Raw genomic sequence first — 15,069 nt, forward strand, 5'->3', positions numbered from 1 at the left:
CGCTCAGGCGGTGGTCAGGGGCGTCCAGGCACCGCCGCGCCACACCAGCAGGTCGCGGGTCAGCAGGTGACCGGCGGGGACGTCCCAGGCGGGGTCGGTCTCGCCCTCGCCCTGGTCCTCCGACCACACCCTCTCGACGGCCCAGCGCAGCTTCTCGATGCCCTCGGGGTGCCCGGTGCCGGACGCCACGAACACGTCACGGGCCGGGGCCGCCGCCACCAGATCGCCCTCGACGTCCTGGGCGAGCTTCTCCAGGAAGCCTTCGTCCAGCAGCAGCCCCGCCTCCAGCCCGCCGCCGGCGCGTCCGGCGGGGGGCACCGCGGACGGGTCGCCCTTGCCGCCCGCGGGCGCGGCCGTGCCGAGCGACACCGTCACGGCGCGCGCGTCCGGATACCAGCTCATCCGCAGGTCGGGACGGAGGTCGCGCAGGTTGGCCGTGGCCAGGCGGCGCAGGTCCTCGGGGGCGATCCCCAGCTCGGCGCAGTGCCGCCGGGCGACGTGCTCGTAGCGGCGGCCGGCCGCCTCCGGGCGCAGCGCCGGCCCGGCGCCGGGCTCGTCGGCCAGCTCCAGCGCGTAGGTGACGTACAGGTCGCCCGCGAACGGGTCGCGGATCGGCTCCTCCTCGGCGGGCAGCGGGAACTCCAGCTGGACTTCGGCCGGTACCCGGGCCTTCATCAGCGGGACGATCAGACTGGTCCGCGGGTCGGTCACGGGGCGTTCCTCCTGGGGCCGGTGAGGTTCCGGAAGCGGCTCACCCTACCGGGACGGGCCCCTCGCGGTCCGCGTTCCGCGCCGGGCACGGATGTGATCGTTCACGCCCGGACGGGGCCCGGTCGCCGCGGCGGGCCCACCGTCCCGCGACCCGGCCATTATCAGACAGAAGTAACGTAAGGGAAAGAAGGTAAATAAGGGACGGGCAACCGGGACCCGCCGTGCGATGAATTCCACCGGCTTGAATGACCGGATCCGGCCAGGAGGCAATGGGCCATTCATCGCCCCCGGATTCCTCCGACCGCTCCCCGCCACCGGACCGAATGGAACCACCAAGGTCGCATGAGGAAGGCGGGCGACCAGGTGCCGGCCGACCGGACCGGCAGGGCCGCCACCCGCCCATCGCGATGCCCCACGCGCTGCGCTGACACAAGGAAATCCGCCCTGGACATCCGCCCTGCCCGGCGACACAATCGGCGTCCGCATCAGCCATGATCAGGAGGAAGTCACGGGCATGGGAAGGGCGCGCGTTCTGTCGGGGGCCGGGGCCGCACTCCGGCAATGGCGGCACCCTCCGGAATTCAGAATCCAGGCGTCCGCCTGGCCCAGGGAAGCCCTCGCCGCCCTCACCGAACTCGCACGCGCCGAGCCCCTCGCGCAGGCGATCGACGAGGACGATCCACCGGCCCCCGAGCCCTCCGCCCCGGCGGGACCGGCCACGCCGGACGGGCTCCCCGGCCGATCGGTCGCCGACGTCGCGACGAGCCTCTGGCGGCTGCGCAACCGGATGTCGCGGCTGGAGGACGCGCCGCGGGCGGTGTTCCGCCACCTCGAAACGGCCTGGGACGCGTTGACGGACGCGGGCGTCGAAATACTGGACCATCTGAACGAACCATACGATCCGGGACTCTCATTGAGCGTGGTGGCTTTTCAGCCGACCCCCGGGCTGCGGCGCGAAGAGATCATCGAAACCGTCCGGCCGACCGTTTACCTGGGCGACCGGCACATCCAGATGGGCCAGGTGATCGTGGGAACTCCGGACCCGCCCGAAACCCCGCCAGCCGGAGCGGAGGAAGCACGCACACGATGAGCGACACGATCGACTTCGGAATCGACCTCGGCACCACCAACAGCGCCATCGCCAGGCTCAACGGCGTCGAAGCGGAGATCATCAAGAACAACGACGGTTTCGACACCACCCCCTCGGCGGTGATGGTCGACCGGCGCGGCCGGCTGTACGTCGGGCGGGCGGCGAAAACACGCAACGAACTCGATCCGGAGAACACCTGCGTCGAGTTCAAGCTCAGGATGGGCACCACGGGACAGCCCAAGCACTTCCCCGCCGGCGACCGGACGATGGAGCCCGAGCAACTGTCGGCCGAGGTGCTGAAGTCGCTGCGGCGCGACGTCGCCCAGCGGACCGGGACCGACATCACCTCGGCGGTCATCACCGTCCCGGCCGCGTTCGACCTGAGCGCCTGCGACGCCACCAAGCGCGCGGCCGGGCTGGCCGGGCTCGTCAACGCCCCGCTGCTGCAGGAGCCCACCGCGGCGGCGCTGGCCCACGGGTTCCAGGCCGAGGCCGAGAACGCCTTCTGGCTGGTGTACGACTTCGGCGGCGGCACGTTCGACGCCGCCGTGATCAACATGCGGGACGGCGAGTTCAACGTCGTCAACCATCGCGGCGACAACTTCCTCGGCGGCAAGCTGCTGGACTGGGCGATCGTCGAGCGGCTGCTGGTCCCCGCGGTGACCCGGGAGCACCGGCTCACCGACCTGCGCCGCGGCAACCCGCGCTGGCTCAAGGAGATCAGCAAGCTGAAGATGGCCGCGGAGGAGGCCAAGATCCAGGTGTCCCGGGCCGAGTCCGCCGAGATCCTGGTCGAGCTGCGGGACGACGACGGCCGGCTCTTCGAGCTGCAGTACGACCTGGCGCGGGCGGACGTGGAACGGCTGACCGAGCCGCTCATCGTCCGTTCGGTGAACCTGTGCCGCAAGGCGCTGGCGGAGAGCGGGATCGGCCCCGGCGACGTCGAAAGGGTCCTGCTCGTCGGCGGGCCCACCCTCTCGCCCTACCTGCGCGAGCGGCTGGCCGACCCGCGCGAGGGCCTGGGCATCGCGCTCGACCACAGCCAGGACCCCATCACCGTCGTCGCGCGGGGCGCCGCCGTCTTCGCCGGCGGCCAGAGGCTCGGGACCGCCGCGCCCGCCTCCCCGCCGCCCCGCGGCGAGTACAGGGTCGAGCTGGAGTACCGCCCGATGGGACCCGATCCCGAACCGTTCGTCGGGGGCCGGGTGACCGGCGACGGCCTGGACGGATGCGCGGTGGAGTTCATCAACGCCGAGTCCAGGCCGCCCTGGCGCAGCGGACGCATCGCCCTGCCGGCCGACGGCACGTTCACCGCCACGCTCTTCGCCGAGCGGGGCCGGACCAACACCTTCCAGATCGAGCTGACCGACGCGGCGGGGCGACGGCGGGCGATCACCCCGGCCACGCTCGCCTACACCGTCGGCGTCGTCGACACCCAGCCGCCGCTCACCCACTCGGTCGGGATCGGGCTCGCCGACAACGAGGTGGAATGGCTGATCAGGCGGGGCACCCCGCTGCCCGCCAGGCGCCGGATCGCGCTGAGAACCACGATCGGGGTCAGCCGCGGCAGAGGGGAGGGCATGATCCGGATCCCGGTGCTGGAGGGCGAGCACCACCGCGCCGACCGCAACCGGCGGATCGGGCGGCTGGAGGTCGAGCCCGACCAGGTCCGGCGGGACGTGCCCGAGGGCAGCGAGATCGACCTCATCATCGTGATCGACGAGTCCCGGCTGGTGATCGCGCGGGCCTACGTTCCGATCCTGGACGAGGAGTTCGAGCACGCGATCAACCTGCAGACCGAGACCGTCCCCGATCACGCCTCGCTGGCCGCGGACGCCGCCGCCGAGAAGCGCAGGCTGGAGGCGGTCCGGCGGCAGGCGGCCGAGCTCGGCGACCCGCGCGCGGCCGAGGTGCTGGCCCGGATCGACGCCGAGCGCATCGTCCCCGACCTCGACGCGCTGGTCGACGCCGCCCGGGTCGACCCGGACGCGGCGACCTCGGCCGGCAGGCGGCTGCTGGACCTCAGGGCCGCGACCGACGAGGCCGAGGACGAACTGGAATGGCCGCGGCTGGTCCAGGAGGCGCGAGAGATCACCCGGACCGTCCGTGAGCTCGTCCGCGAGCGCGGGAACGCGAACCATCATCGCCCCCTCCAGGCCACCGAGGCGGCGATCCAGGAGGCCATCACCGCGCACGACGCCGACCTGCTCCGCCAGCGCGTCCAGGAGATGCGCACGCTGGCGCTCCAGGTGCTGGACGAGTCCGGTGACCTGGTGTTCCTCGCCTTCGACGAGCTGCGCACCCTGCAACCGGAGATGCGCGACCAGCAGGAGGCCGAGCAGCTGATCGCGACCGGGCGGCGCGCGGCCCAGTCCCACGACCTCGGCACGCTCCGGCAGGTCAACGCCGCGCTCGGCGATCTGCTGCCGACCCCGCCGCCCCCGCCCGACCCGTTCAGCACCGTCCGGCGGGGCCGATGAGCGGGCCGGCGGCGCCGCTCGCGGTCCGCGAGGTGGCCCTGGCCCAGGCGCGGGAACTGGCACGGGCGGGACGCTACACCGAGGCCGAGGAGCTGCTGGACGGCGCCTGGGACGAGGGGGAGCCGAGCGCGGCCGTCCTCGATCTGCGCGCCCGCATCCACGCGCAGCGGGGCCGGCTCGACGAGGCCGACCGGTGCTGGGCCGAGGCCGAACGGCTGGCCCCCGGCGACCGCGCCATCGCCGCGGGGCGGCGCCGCGTCGCCGCGCTCCGCGACGGCGGGCACGCGGGCGGCGGCCTCCCGGGACGGGTCCTGACCTCCCGATTCGCGGGGCGCGCCGGCGCCGCGGTCGTGGCGCTCCTGGCGTTCGTCATGCTGGCCGACCTGTGGGCGGACGACGGCGAACCGCGGCCGGCGGCCGTTCCGCCGACGGCGCCGCCCGCCCCCGCGCCGCCGTCGCCGTCCGCCTCCAGCGGCGCCGTCCTGGCCGGGCTGCGCCTGGACGGCGCGGGCGTCCGCGTCCGGCGCTCGCCCGGCGAGATCGCCGTCACCTTCGAACGAGGCCTGTTCCGCGACGGCGCGACCCTCTCGCCTGGCGGCCGGGCCGTCCTCGAAGCCCTCGGTGCGCGGCTGCGGCCGTACGGCGACCGGGTCTCCGTCACCCTCATCGGACACACCGACCGCAGCGCCGTCCGGCCCGGCGGCGAGTACGCGAGCAACGTCGAGCTCGGCACCGTCCGCGCCGGCGTCGTCCGGGAGGTGCTGCGCGCCTCGGCGCGGATCCCCACCGACCGGTTCACCGTGTCCACCCTGGCCGGGATGATGCCGCCGTTCCCGGACGCGGGATCGGCCCGCAACCGCACGGTCAGCCTGCGCGTCTCCGCGGCGGGTCCCCGATGAGCGGCACGGCGGCCGGCCTCCTTTCCCGGGTCGGCCCGGACCTGTACCGGGAGAACCCGTTCCGCGTCGCCGGGCTCGGGGTGGACGCGACCGCCCGCGACATCCGGCGGCGCTCGGAGGAACTCCAGGTCAAGGCGCGGCTCGGCACCGATCCCGACCCCAGTTCCCCGCTGCTGCCGCTCGTCCCGCCGCCCGACCTCGCCGCCGCCCGGGAGGCGATGCAGCGCCTGCGGGACCCGGTGGCCCGGCTGCAGGACGAGCTCTTCTGGTTCTGGCCCGCGCCCGACGGCGACCCGGACGAGGGCCTGGACGCCCTGCGGGCGGGCGCCCCCGACCGGGCCGAGCGGGTGTGGGGCCGAGCGGGCTCCGGCCCCGCCGCCGCCGTCGCCCGGCACAACCTGGCCGTCCTCCTCCACGCCCGCGCGCTCGACGCCGACGGGCTCCCGGCCACCGGCCGCGACCTCTGGCGGCGCGCGCTGACGGCCTGGTCGGCGGTCCTGGACGACGCGGCGTTCTGGGATCTGGTCACCGAACGCGCCAGGAGGGCCGCCGACCCGCGGCTGGGCTCCGGCACGGCCCGGGACCTGCGCGACCGCCTGCCCGCCGCGCTGCTGTCGGTCAGCGCCCGGCTGGCGGTACGGGTGGCCCGGGAGGACGGGGGCGCCGACGCCGCCTGGCACGCCGACCTCATGACCCGCTGCGGGTTCCCCGACGCCCTGGTCACCACCGCTCTGCGCGACGCGGCCGGCACCGACACCTCCCGGCTCAGGAGCTTGGGGGAGGCCGCCCTCGCCAAGGCCACCGCCGAGCCGTCCCGCGGCGCCGAGCAGGCCGCCCGCGTCCTCGACCAGGCCGCGCCCGGACTCGCCGGCCTGGAGGCGGTCCTGCCCCCGGGCGACTCGCTCCTCCAGGGCATCCAGGACGAGGTGGCCGCGCACGCCATGCGCTGCGCCGTCCTCTACGTCAACGAGACCGGCGACTTCCCCGCCGCCCTGCCGCTCCTCGAACGGGCCCTGGACACCGCGGCCACCGAGGCCAACCGGGCCCACGTGGAACGCAACCTCGCCACCGTCCGCCAGAACCTCGTCCACACCACCTGCTGGTTCTGCAAGGAGCGCCCGAGCGAGGACGGGGCGGTCCACGAGCAGCCCATGCACGGCGAGGTGCAGCGGAGGGTCGTCGCCCGCGGCTACAACGCGCGGCAGATCCAGACCACCTGGCGCAAGACGGTCGTCCGGGTGCCGCGCTGCGCCCCCTGCGCCGAGACGGGACACCGCCGGACCAGGAACGTATGGGGCGTGGGCTGCACCACCAACATCGTGGTGCTGGTGCTCGGGATCTGGATGCTGACCGCCGGCATGGTCGCGGGCGGGATCGTCCTGCTCGTCCTGGACCTCGTCGGCTTCTTCACCGTCGCCGGCCTCGCCGGGAACAACGGCCTGTCGCCCGGGCAGCTCGCCTCACTGCGCGAGTTCCCGCCGATCAAGGAACAGCTCGCGGCGGGCTGGGCGTTCGGCGAGAAGCCCCCCGACGCGGGCGGTTAGCCGCCCGGCGGAACCACGGGGAGCCCGGCGGGGGCGCCCTCCTCGATCAGCCGCAGGATCGCCCCGGTGTCCAGGTGCTCCTCGACCAGGTCCCCCAGCGCGTCCAGGGTGGCCTCGCGCAGCGCGGCGAACGACACGTCCGGCGCCGGGGTGAAGTCGCGGCCCGCCCGCCGCGCCACGTCGGCCAGGAACGCGCGCCGGAACCCGTCGTTCTCCAGCGCCCCGTGCCAGGTGGTGCCCCACACGGCCCCGACGCGGCACCCGTCCAGGAACGGCTCCCCGCCCTCCACGTCCACGATCCCGTGGTGGATCTCGTAGGCGGCGACCGGTTCCCCGTACGCCCGCCCCCGCGGCCGTCCCAGCGTCTTCTCGCCCTGGAAGACCACCCGCGCCGGCAGCAACCCCAGGCCCTCGACCGCGCCCGCACCCGACTCGACCTCGTCGTCGATGCTCCGGGCCAGCATCTGGAACCCCCCGCAGACGCCCAGCACCGGCCGTCCCTCGGCGGCACGCCGGACGATCTCCCCGGCCATCCCCCGTTCCCGCAGCCAGGCCAGATCGGCCACGGTCGCCCGCGTCCCCGGCAGCACCACCAGGTCCGCCTCGGCCAGGTCCCCGGCACTGGCCGCGTACCGGACGACCACGCCGGGCTCGCAGTTCAGGGCGTCCAGATCGGTGAAGTTGGAGATGCGCGGGAAACGGACCACCGCCACCCGCAGCACCTGCCTCCCGTACGGAGCCCCGGCGTCGGCCCGCGGGGCGTCCAGCGCCAGGGTGTCCTCGGAGTCCAGGTAGAGCCCCATCCTCCAGGGCAGCACCCCCAGCGTCGGGCGCCCGGTCAGCCCCGCCAGCCGGTCCAGGCCGGGCTCCAGCAGTTCCACCGCGCCACGGAACTTGTTGATCACGAATCCCGCGATCAGGGCCTGGTCCGCCGGGTCCAGCAGCGCCACCGTCCCGTACAGGGAGGCGAACACCCCGCCCCGGTCGATGTCCCCCACCACGATCACCGGGAGGTCCGCGGCCCGCGCCAGCCCCATGTTGACGATGTCCCCGGCCCGCAGGTTGATCTCCGCGGGGCTCCCCGCCCCCTCGCAGATCACCACGTCGTACCCCGCGCGCAGCTCGGCCAGGCTCTCCGCCACCACCCCGCGCAGCCGCTCCTTGTGCGCCCCGTACTGCAGGGCGTCCACCTCGGCCACCGGCCGCCCCAGCACCACCACCTGGCTGCGCCGGTCGCTGCCCGGCTTGAGCAGCACCGGGTTCATGATCGCGCGGGGCTCCACCCCGGCCGCCAGGGCCTGCGTGTACTGCGCCCGCCCGATCTCCGCGCCGTCCGCGGTGACCATCGAGTTCAGCGACATGTTCTGCGCCTTGAACGGCGCCACCTTCACGCCCTGCCGCGCCAGCCAGCGGCACAGCCCCGCCGTCACCACGCTCTTGCCCGCGTCCGAGGTCGTCCCCGCGACCAGCAGCGCCCCGCTCACCGCGCGCACAGCGCCCCCGCCGCCCAGGTCACCATCGCCGAGAGCCGCACCGCCCGCCGGATGTCCCGGACCTCGGGCGCCCGCCCGTCCCCCATCTCGGGACGCCGCTCGACCCGACCCCCGTAGGCGTTGGCACCGCCCAGCCGCACGCCGAGAGCGCCCGCGAAGGCGGCCTCGCACCGTCCCGCGTTGGGGCTCGGATGGTTCCCGCCGTCCCTCATCAGCACCCGCCACGCCTCGCTCCGGCCCGAGCACACCACCACCAGCAACCCCGTCACCCTCGAAGGCACCCAGTTGAGGACGTCGTCGAGCCGGGCCGCAGCCCACCCGAACCTCTCGTACCGCGGGCTCCGGTAACCCACCATCGCGTCCAGCGTGTTGGCCGCCCGGTAGGCCAGCAGCCCCGGCACTCCCCCGACCAGCCCCCACAGCAGCGGCGCCACGGCCGCGTCCGAGGTGTTCTCGGCGACCGACTCCACGGTGGCGCGCGCCAGCGCCGCGGCGTCCAGCCCCGCCGGGTCACGGGCGCACAGATGGGACAACCGCCCCCGCGCCCCCTCGAGGTCGCCCTCCTCCAGGAGCCGCGCCATGACCCGCCCCTCCCGTCCCAGGGACGTCCCGCCCAGAACCGCCCAGGTCGCGACCGCGGTGGCCCCCGTCCGCCACGCAGGCCGCCCCCGGGTCAGCCGTTCGACCACCGCACCGGCCCCGGCCGCGCCGCCCACGAGCACCCCCGCGTAGAGGACGCCCCGGCTACGCGAGTCGGCGTAGAGAACCTTCTCCAGAGCACTCGCGACCCGCCCGAACGCTGCCACCGGATGGCCCCGGCGCGGATCCCCCAGGACCGCGTCCAGGGCGACCCCCAGCAGCAGGCCCCGCGCCGTGTCAGACGAGGCGCGCATCGAGCTCGTCCCAGTGCCGGTCCAGCCAGTCCTGCGCCCGCCGGATCCGCGGCCCGGCGCCCCCGTGCCAGATCCGCGCCCACGCTCCCCCGACGACCTCGGCCCGCGTCCGCATCGCCTCGTACGACCGCTCGAACCGCACCCGCGCCGCCGGCAGCACCTGCCGCCTCATGTCACGGTCCAACCCGTAGGCGTCACAGAACAGCCGCAGCCTCCTGCCGACGTCCACCCGGCACAGCCGCCAGTCCCGGTCACCCGGATCGGCGATCGGCGCCCAGTGCCGCAACGTCGTCACCACGTCGTACAACCGCGTCGTCGGCCGCGCCAGATCGAAGTCGATCAGCCCCACCGGCCGCCCGTGCCGGAACACCACGTTCTCGGGCGTCACGTCACAGTGCCCGATCAGCTCCGGCTCCCCGTCCAGCCGCGAGGCCGCCATGTCCCACGGCGCGTCCGGCGGCGCCTCGTACCCCGCCACCGCCTCGTGGTAGCGCCGCAGCAGCCCCGCCACGCCCGCCAGCGCCTCATCGGTCACCGCGAACCCGGGCAGAGGCCGCGGAGGAGTCTCCCCCTCCACCCAGCTGAGGACCTCACGCCCCAGCTCGTCCACCCCGAGCACCCGCGGCGCCCCGTCGAACCCCACCATCTCCAGATGCCGCAGCAACCCGTGCACCGCCGGAGTGTGCGCCCGGTACGGCCGGCGCACGGTGTCACCCAGCCGCACGATGCCCTCCGTCACATCCCCACCGGAGAGCGGCATCTCAACATTGACCGCCACGGCTAAGAAGATATGGCTTTCCCGACTCCTCCGTGGCCGGTTCAGGCCCACAGCCAGGCACGCCTTCACGGATACACCCGTGCGAAGACCACGGTCCGCGCTCTACACTCAGCACCCAGCAGGCGCCCATAGCTCAGCCGGATAGAGCATCGGTCTTCTAAACCGACGGTCGGGGGTTCGAATCCCTCTGGGCGCGCCACCTCTGACCTGCGAAAACGCCAGTGACCACCCAGTCACACGACGCCAGGTATGCCCCACTACGTCACCCCACGTGGCTCCATGTTCGCTCGCCGGAACCAACCCAGCGACAACCGGCACCCCTTCGCCTCCAAGACATGGATCGCAGACCAGCCCTCGGGCGCTCGATGGTCGGCAACAGTCACTAAGTCGACGAAGCCCCGCGTGGCCCTGACTCCGGCCGTTGCCCAGAACCGCCGGACAGTCTCACCCATGCCAAAGGGTGCTGGTGAGCGACCACACTGGCCAGAGAAGCAGGAAGTTGGCTCGGCCAGACTGTAACGGCACTGCGCCAGTGTCCGGCGACAAGATCAAGGTCTCGTGATGCTCCCTGTTGCCTCCGGCGCCGTCCTTACCTGAGGGCGTCGTCCTTACTGACCGGAGCGAGGAATGGCGAGGATCTCTCGCCCGCGTTCAGGAGTGATCATCAGGGTGAGGAGTGGATCGGCACGCAAGATGATGGGGGCGATGTGGTCGTGGCTGAGTGGCCGCCACAGCGGGATTGCGGCTCGCAGCTCCTGCCATGCCTGGTCGAGGGCCTCTTGCGCGGCCGGACCCACGCTGTGGACGGGGAGCATCGACTCGCCCACCGTGGGGAACGGGTAGATGCTACGCGGCCGGGGCTGCACGAAGCCTTCCCGGTCGCGAATGGCAGGGGCCTGCCGGAGCCGGCCGAGTACGGTCTGAACCGCCCGGTCGAAGGTCGGTTCGCCGAAGTCCAGGCGGAAGTCTGTCCTGCGTGTCTTCGCCCGGTAGTCGGCGATCATCTGCTGCAGCGGCAGCATCTGCGCCGGCGGGTGCTTGTGGTGATCTGGGGAGCGGATCACGTTCTGCGAGACGGGGAGTCCTACCTCCGACCGGAGCTGTTCGGTCAGCAGCAGCGGTAGCAACTCGCGCTCGAACATCGGATGTCGAGTGAGCGGTTCCCTGCCGACGGCCGGGGGTGCCAGGCGGCTGGGCGCGTGCATCTCGCCGAGCATGATCTGCATCTGAACCTGCATCAGTTCGGCTTGCTCGTGGCCGAAACGTGCGGCCTCGGTAAAGGTCTCCAGGGGCCCGTCGACCTCGCCGTGCAGAGCCGCCAGCCGCGCTTGCTCGACCTCGGCCTCCAGCTCGCGCCGCGTAGTGCCCTGGGGCCGTTCCAGTCGATGGACGGACACGAACAGGTCGTACATGAGCTCCCGGAACGACTCGTACCGCTCCGGCCCCATACCCGACCAGGACGAAAGCTGGTAAGCGGCCCATTCACCAGCCTCGTTGACATCCTCCGGATCCAGGAACAGAACCGTCAGATCGCCGTCGGTGGAGATCTGCAGGGAACGACGCAGCAGCGGCGACACCGCCCACTCATCGTCCGCGCCGTCGTCGTAGGCCTCCCCGAAGCTGTCGATCCAGTGGGCGTCCAGATCACGCAGCCATCCGATCTCGCCCGTCCCGGCCAGCCCGTACACGAAAGGGCCTGCATCTCGCCATCCATCGGTTACCAGGAAGAACTCGCGGAGTGAAGGCGGCAATGTGCACCCCAGCCGCTCCTGAGCCTCCGCGATCCGCTCCGGCGTCGCCGGCTCGAACCCCAGCCAGCCAGTGCGGACGACCTCCTCGTCCAGCGGCGGGCCCGGACCGGACCTGCGCGCCGAGATCCAGTCCTCGCTCCATCGCTCAAGCATCGGTCGCCACTGTCGGCGTTCCATCTCGCCACCTCCACCCTCGACCGCGAGGTCCGTCCAGAACGCATCATCGCAACCATGACTGACAGACTTGGCCCCCCGTTACTTTCTTCGTGGCCCGGAGACGGGCCCCCGGCCTTTGGATCTGGCATGGCTCTCGCCCCCCAGTGGATCCATGATCGAAAAGGTGATGCCACCAGGTTCGAAGGCATCGGCAGACCGCTGATGAGGGGTATGAACGCGCAGTCCGATGGGTCACGTCCAGCGGAGTGGTGTATGAGTTGATCTCCGCGTGATCCTGTTTCTGCAGGTTAAGCGGTGAGTTCTCGCTGGTCGATCTTGGGTTCGGGCGTGTCTTCGATGACACGCAGGCGAGCTTTGGCGAGGAAGTCCAGGCCCATGTAACGGCGGGCCTCGGCCCATTCGTCGGTCTGTTCCATCAGCACCGCCCCGACCAGCCGGACGATCGCGGCGCGGTCAGGGAAGATCCCGACCACGTCCGTGCGCCGGCGAATCTCCTTGTTCAGCCGCTCTTGGGGATTATTCGACCAGATCTGCCGCCAGATCTGCCGAGGGAAGCCGGTGAAGGCCAGCAGATCGGGCCTGGCCTCGTCCAGGTGCTCAGCCGCGTCCGGGTGTTTGGCGTTCAGGGAGTCGACGACCCGGGCGTGCTGGGCGGCCACTTCCTCGGCGGCGGGCTGGTCGAAGATGGTGCGCACCAGCGTCGCCACCCACGGCTGCGCCGACCGGGGCACCTTCGTCAGCAGGTTGCGCAGGTTGTGCGTCCGGCAGCGTTGCCAGGACGCCCCCGGTAGCGTCGATCCGATCGCCTCGACGAGGCCGCGGTGCGCATCGGAGATGACCAACTGGACCCCGGACAGGCCGCGGGCCACCAGCCCGCGCAGGAACGCCAGCCAGCCGGCGCCGTCCTCGGCCGAGGAGACCTCGACGCCGAGGACCTCGCGGTGCCCGTCGGCATTCACACCGGTGGCCACCAGCACGTGCACGTTCACGATCCGGCCGCCCTCCCGGACCTTCTGGGTCAGGGCGTCCACCCACACGAACGCATACGGCCCGGCCTCCAACGGACGGTTACGGAACGCGGCCACCTGCGCGTCCAGCACCTTCGACATCTCCGACACCTGGCTGCGGGAGATGCCCTTGATGCCCATCTGCTCCACCAGCTTGTCCACCGCCGGGTCGAGACCCCGAGCAGTTAGGCGGTGGCCACCACGCTGACCAGGGCCTGCTCGGCCCGGCGGCGGCGTTCCAGCAGCCACTCGGGGAAGTAGGACCCCGTCCGCAGCTTCGGGATCGCCAGCTCAACTGTCCCGGCGCGGGTGTCCCAGTCTCGGGAGCGATACCCGTTACGCCGGTTGACCCGCCCGTCCGAGCGCTGCCCGTAGCCGGCGCCGCAGACCGCGCCGGCCTCCGCGCTCATCAGCGCCTCGGCCATCGTCTTGACCAGCGACCGCAACACATCGGGCTCACACGCGCCGATCTGCTCGGCCAGCCAGCTCCCAGGGTCCACACTGTTGTCGGCGGCCATCGCGTTCCTCTCCTTCTGATCTTGGTCGATACGAAGGATTCACGCGGTGGCCGTCTCACGTCACGACGCCATGCCACTTGACCTGGTCAAACTCGTACACCACCTCCGTGGACGCAACCGTACGCAGCCGTGCGCCAACCTGGGCAGCCGCGTAGACCCGTTCCCGGAACGTACACGGAATGATCTTGGCCGCATCGCCGCAGGTCAGCACACCAAAACGGAGAGGCCCCGGAGTGATTCCGGAGCCTCCCACGGCAGGTGATCACACGCCGCCAACGCGTCCTCGATGCGCTGGTCGGCCACGTCCCGTTGACCGACGATGCACTTGGCGTACACGCGGAGCATCACGTCAACACCATGCCCAAACCGTTCGCCCGCCTCAGGTGCATGGACTCCAGCGTTGAGTCTCAGCGAGACCACCGCATGGCGCAGATCGTACGGCCGAGCCGCCAACGGCGGCCCCAACTGATCAGGAGTCAGCGCAAGCGTCCGCGCCCGCTTCCAGCCCTGAGCGTAGGCCGAGCCGGAGAAGTCCCCTCCCCCGCTGGTGAAGAACGGTCTCCCGTCCTCCGCCGTCCCGAAGGTCACCGCCCGGACGGCCGCGCACCGCGCAGCCGCCGGCCAGCTCCCCGGCTGACGGTGGTCACGGGGTGCGCGCCACCGCCGGATCACCACAGTTCGTCAAGCGCCCCCAGCCGTCGCCGGAACCTCTGCGCATCTCGACGAGGGAGCGCGCACGCCACGATCTCCAGCACTTCCCGAGCGCGGTACGGGTTGTTGCAGTCCCAGGGACCAACCGAGTAGTCAGGCAACGTCAGGTCATAACCAGCGTCATAGGCATGGACACCTGGGAGATACGAGGCACTCGGCGCCGCGTAAAGGCGGTGCTCAGGTTGCCGAACCGCATGGGCCCAGATTTCCCATGCTTCGCTCGCCTCTCCGGCATGCAGCCGCGTGTGCTCCAATCTGGCCAGGACCAACCGGCCTCGTACGGACATGCCCGGGAACCACGAGACCTCTTCCGAGCAGTTGCTGCGATGCCGGTCCAGCAGCATCTCGGCGCGCAAGCGGGATGGCCGCCTACGCGGCATGGCCCTGTCGAGTCGGCGTCATGCGGCCTATCGTCACACAGCCGGATCTCGAAGACATGCGGCGAGAGTTCAGATACAGATGGACAGCACCCGCGCCACCCAACTCACGGCGGTCACTCAGCACACGCCACCATCCGGACCAACAGCCAACCAGGAAGCCAATGTACGAATATGCCTCCGGTAGGCGCACCGGCTCCGGGAAGGTCAGCGCCTACGGTGACGGTCCTCAGGGGTTGAAATGCCAAATCGTCCCGCAGCCATCGCCCCAGGACAAGCCGAGCAGACCTGCGGGTGGTCACCCCTGCGCCGACCGAAAGCGGTCGTGATCGCCGGCGTCGAAAACGATAGCGGCGGCGTCCTCCCAGGAGCTACGCGCTCTGATCACGCTTGTTCACCGGCTCACGGAGGTGAACCGCGCCCACGCCAGGTCGATGAGCGTCGACGGACCCGCGGGGGCCGGTGCGGGCGACGCGCCGGCCGTGCAGTAAAACGCGCCTGCTGTGAGCAGGGCATGTGGGGGCCGGGCGGTATGAGACCTGTGGTTCACGTTTCTTGCCGTTCGTACGGCCTGGGCGGGCCACTTGGGGGTCAACGCAGTGGGGCGGTATCGGTGGGAAGTGCGAGCTGGCCCGTGACG

Annotated in this window: 9 protein-coding genes, 1 tRNA gene and 1 pseudogene; 5 read left to right on the top strand and 6 right to left on the bottom strand. The window is 72.0% G+C overall.

From position 1 onward, the window contains the following. Positions 1-3: 3 nt before the first annotated feature. Positions 4-711 (bottom strand): DUF1444 domain-containing protein, encoded by a 708-nt coding sequence (locus IW256_RS28915; protein WP_307829169.1) that lies wholly within the window; start codon positions 709-711, stop codon positions 4-6. A 514-nt stretch (positions 712-1,225) separates the two neighbouring features. On the opposite strand from IW256_RS28915, the gene IW256_RS28920 reads away from it, so the two are divergent. The 4 genes from IW256_RS28920 to IW256_RS28935 are packed head-to-tail and all read left to right on the top strand — an operon-like array spanning position 1,226 to position 6,724. Further along, on the top strand, positions 1,226-1,801 hold the full coding sequence (locus IW256_RS28920; RefSeq protein WP_197013954.1) for a nucleotide exchange factor GrpE: 576 nt from the start codon (positions 1,226-1,228) through the stop codon (positions 1,799-1,801). After that, positions 1,798-4,281 carry an Hsp70 family protein gene (locus tag IW256_RS28925; protein WP_197013955.1) on the top strand — a complete coding sequence of 828 codons (2,484 nt, stop codon included), beginning with the start codon at positions 1,798-1,800 and terminating at the stop codon, positions 4,279-4,281. The genes IW256_RS28920 and IW256_RS28925 overlap by 4 nt, the downstream gene beginning before the upstream one ends. Then, the gene (locus IW256_RS28930) at positions 4,278-5,180 is read left to right on the top strand and encodes an OmpA family protein (RefSeq protein ID WP_197013956.1); all 903 of its coding nucleotides are present in this window, start codon (positions 4,278-4,280) and stop codon (positions 5,178-5,180) included. The genes IW256_RS28925 and IW256_RS28930 overlap by 4 nt, the downstream gene beginning before the upstream one ends. Next, positions 5,177-6,724: a hypothetical protein gene (locus IW256_RS28935; protein WP_197013957.1), complete on the top strand. Its 1,548-nt coding sequence runs from the start codon at positions 5,177-5,179 to the stop codon at positions 6,722-6,724. Before IW256_RS28930 ends, IW256_RS28935 begins: the two co-directional genes overlap by 4 nt. Here IW256_RS28935 and IW256_RS28940 read toward each other — a convergent pair. Genes IW256_RS28940 through IW256_RS28950 form a run of 3 tightly spaced genes read right to left on the bottom strand, consistent with a single transcriptional unit; the run spans position 6,721 to position 9,888 of the window. Beyond that, entirely contained in the window at positions 6,721-8,208 is a 1,488-nt protein-coding gene (locus IW256_RS28940) for a cobyric acid synthase (protein ID WP_197016629.1), read from the bottom strand. The two genes, IW256_RS28935 and IW256_RS28940, sit on opposite strands and share 4 nt — an antisense overlap. Continuing rightward, positions 8,205-9,110 (bottom strand): cobalamin biosynthesis protein, encoded by a 906-nt coding sequence (locus tag IW256_RS28945; protein ID WP_197013958.1) that lies wholly within the window; start codon positions 9,108-9,110, stop codon positions 8,205-8,207. The genes IW256_RS28940 and IW256_RS28945 overlap by 4 nt, the downstream gene beginning before the upstream one ends. After that, positions 9,094-9,888, bottom strand: coding sequence for a phosphotransferase (locus IW256_RS28950; protein ID WP_307829170.1), 795 nt, complete (start codon positions 9,886-9,888; stop codon positions 9,094-9,096). The genes IW256_RS28945 and IW256_RS28950 overlap by 17 nt, the downstream gene beginning before the upstream one ends. A gap of 122 nt (positions 9,889-10,010) precedes the next feature. Between IW256_RS28950 and IW256_RS28955 the strand changes: the two genes are divergently transcribed. After that, a tRNA-Arg gene (locus IW256_RS28955) sits at positions 10,011-10,087 on the top strand. A gap of 409 nt (positions 10,088-10,496) precedes the next feature. On the opposite strand, the gene IW256_RS28960 is transcribed toward IW256_RS28955, so the two are convergent. Both IW256_RS28960 and IW256_RS28965 read right to left on the bottom strand, forming a co-directional pair. After that, complete coding sequence (locus IW256_RS28960) at positions 10,497-11,816, bottom strand: SMI1/KNR4 family protein (protein ID WP_197013959.1); 1,320 nt, start codon at positions 11,814-11,816, stop codon at positions 10,497-10,499. 287 nt (positions 11,817-12,103) lie between these two features. Next, positions 12,104-13,341, bottom strand: a pseudogene (locus IW256_RS28965) (IS256 family transposase). Positions 13,342-15,069 lie beyond the last annotated feature (1,728 nt).

Source organism: Actinomadura viridis, assembly GCF_015751755.1.
GTDB classification, from domain to species: domain Bacteria; phylum Actinomycetota; class Actinomycetes; order Streptosporangiales; family Streptosporangiaceae; genus Spirillospora; species Spirillospora viridis.

What these genes read in the sequence shown, in the direction of transcription:
- IW256_RS28920 (WP_197013954.1), top strand. Translation starts at nt 1,226, where the DNA reads ATGGGAAGGGCGCGCGTTCTGTCGGGGGCCGGGGCCGCACTCCGGCAA.
- IW256_RS28925 (WP_197013955.1), top strand. Translation starts at nt 1,798, where the DNA reads ATGAGCGACACGATCGACTTCGGAATCGACCTCGGCACCACCAACAGC.
- IW256_RS28930 (WP_197013956.1), top strand. Translation starts at nt 4,278, where the DNA reads ATGAGCGGGCCGGCGGCGCCGCTCGCGGTCCGCGAGGTGGCCCTGGCC.
- IW256_RS28935 (WP_197013957.1), top strand. Translation starts at nt 5,177, where the DNA reads ATGAGCGGCACGGCGGCCGGCCTCCTTTCCCGGGTCGGCCCGGACCTG.
- IW256_RS28945 (WP_197013958.1), bottom strand. Translation starts at nt 9,110, where the DNA reads ATGCGCGCCTCGTCTGACACGGCGCGGGGCCTGCTGCTGGGGGTCGCC.
- IW256_RS28960 (WP_197013959.1), bottom strand. Translation starts at nt 11,816, where the DNA reads ATGGAACGCCGACAGTGGCGACCGATGCTTGAGCGATGGAGCGAGGAC.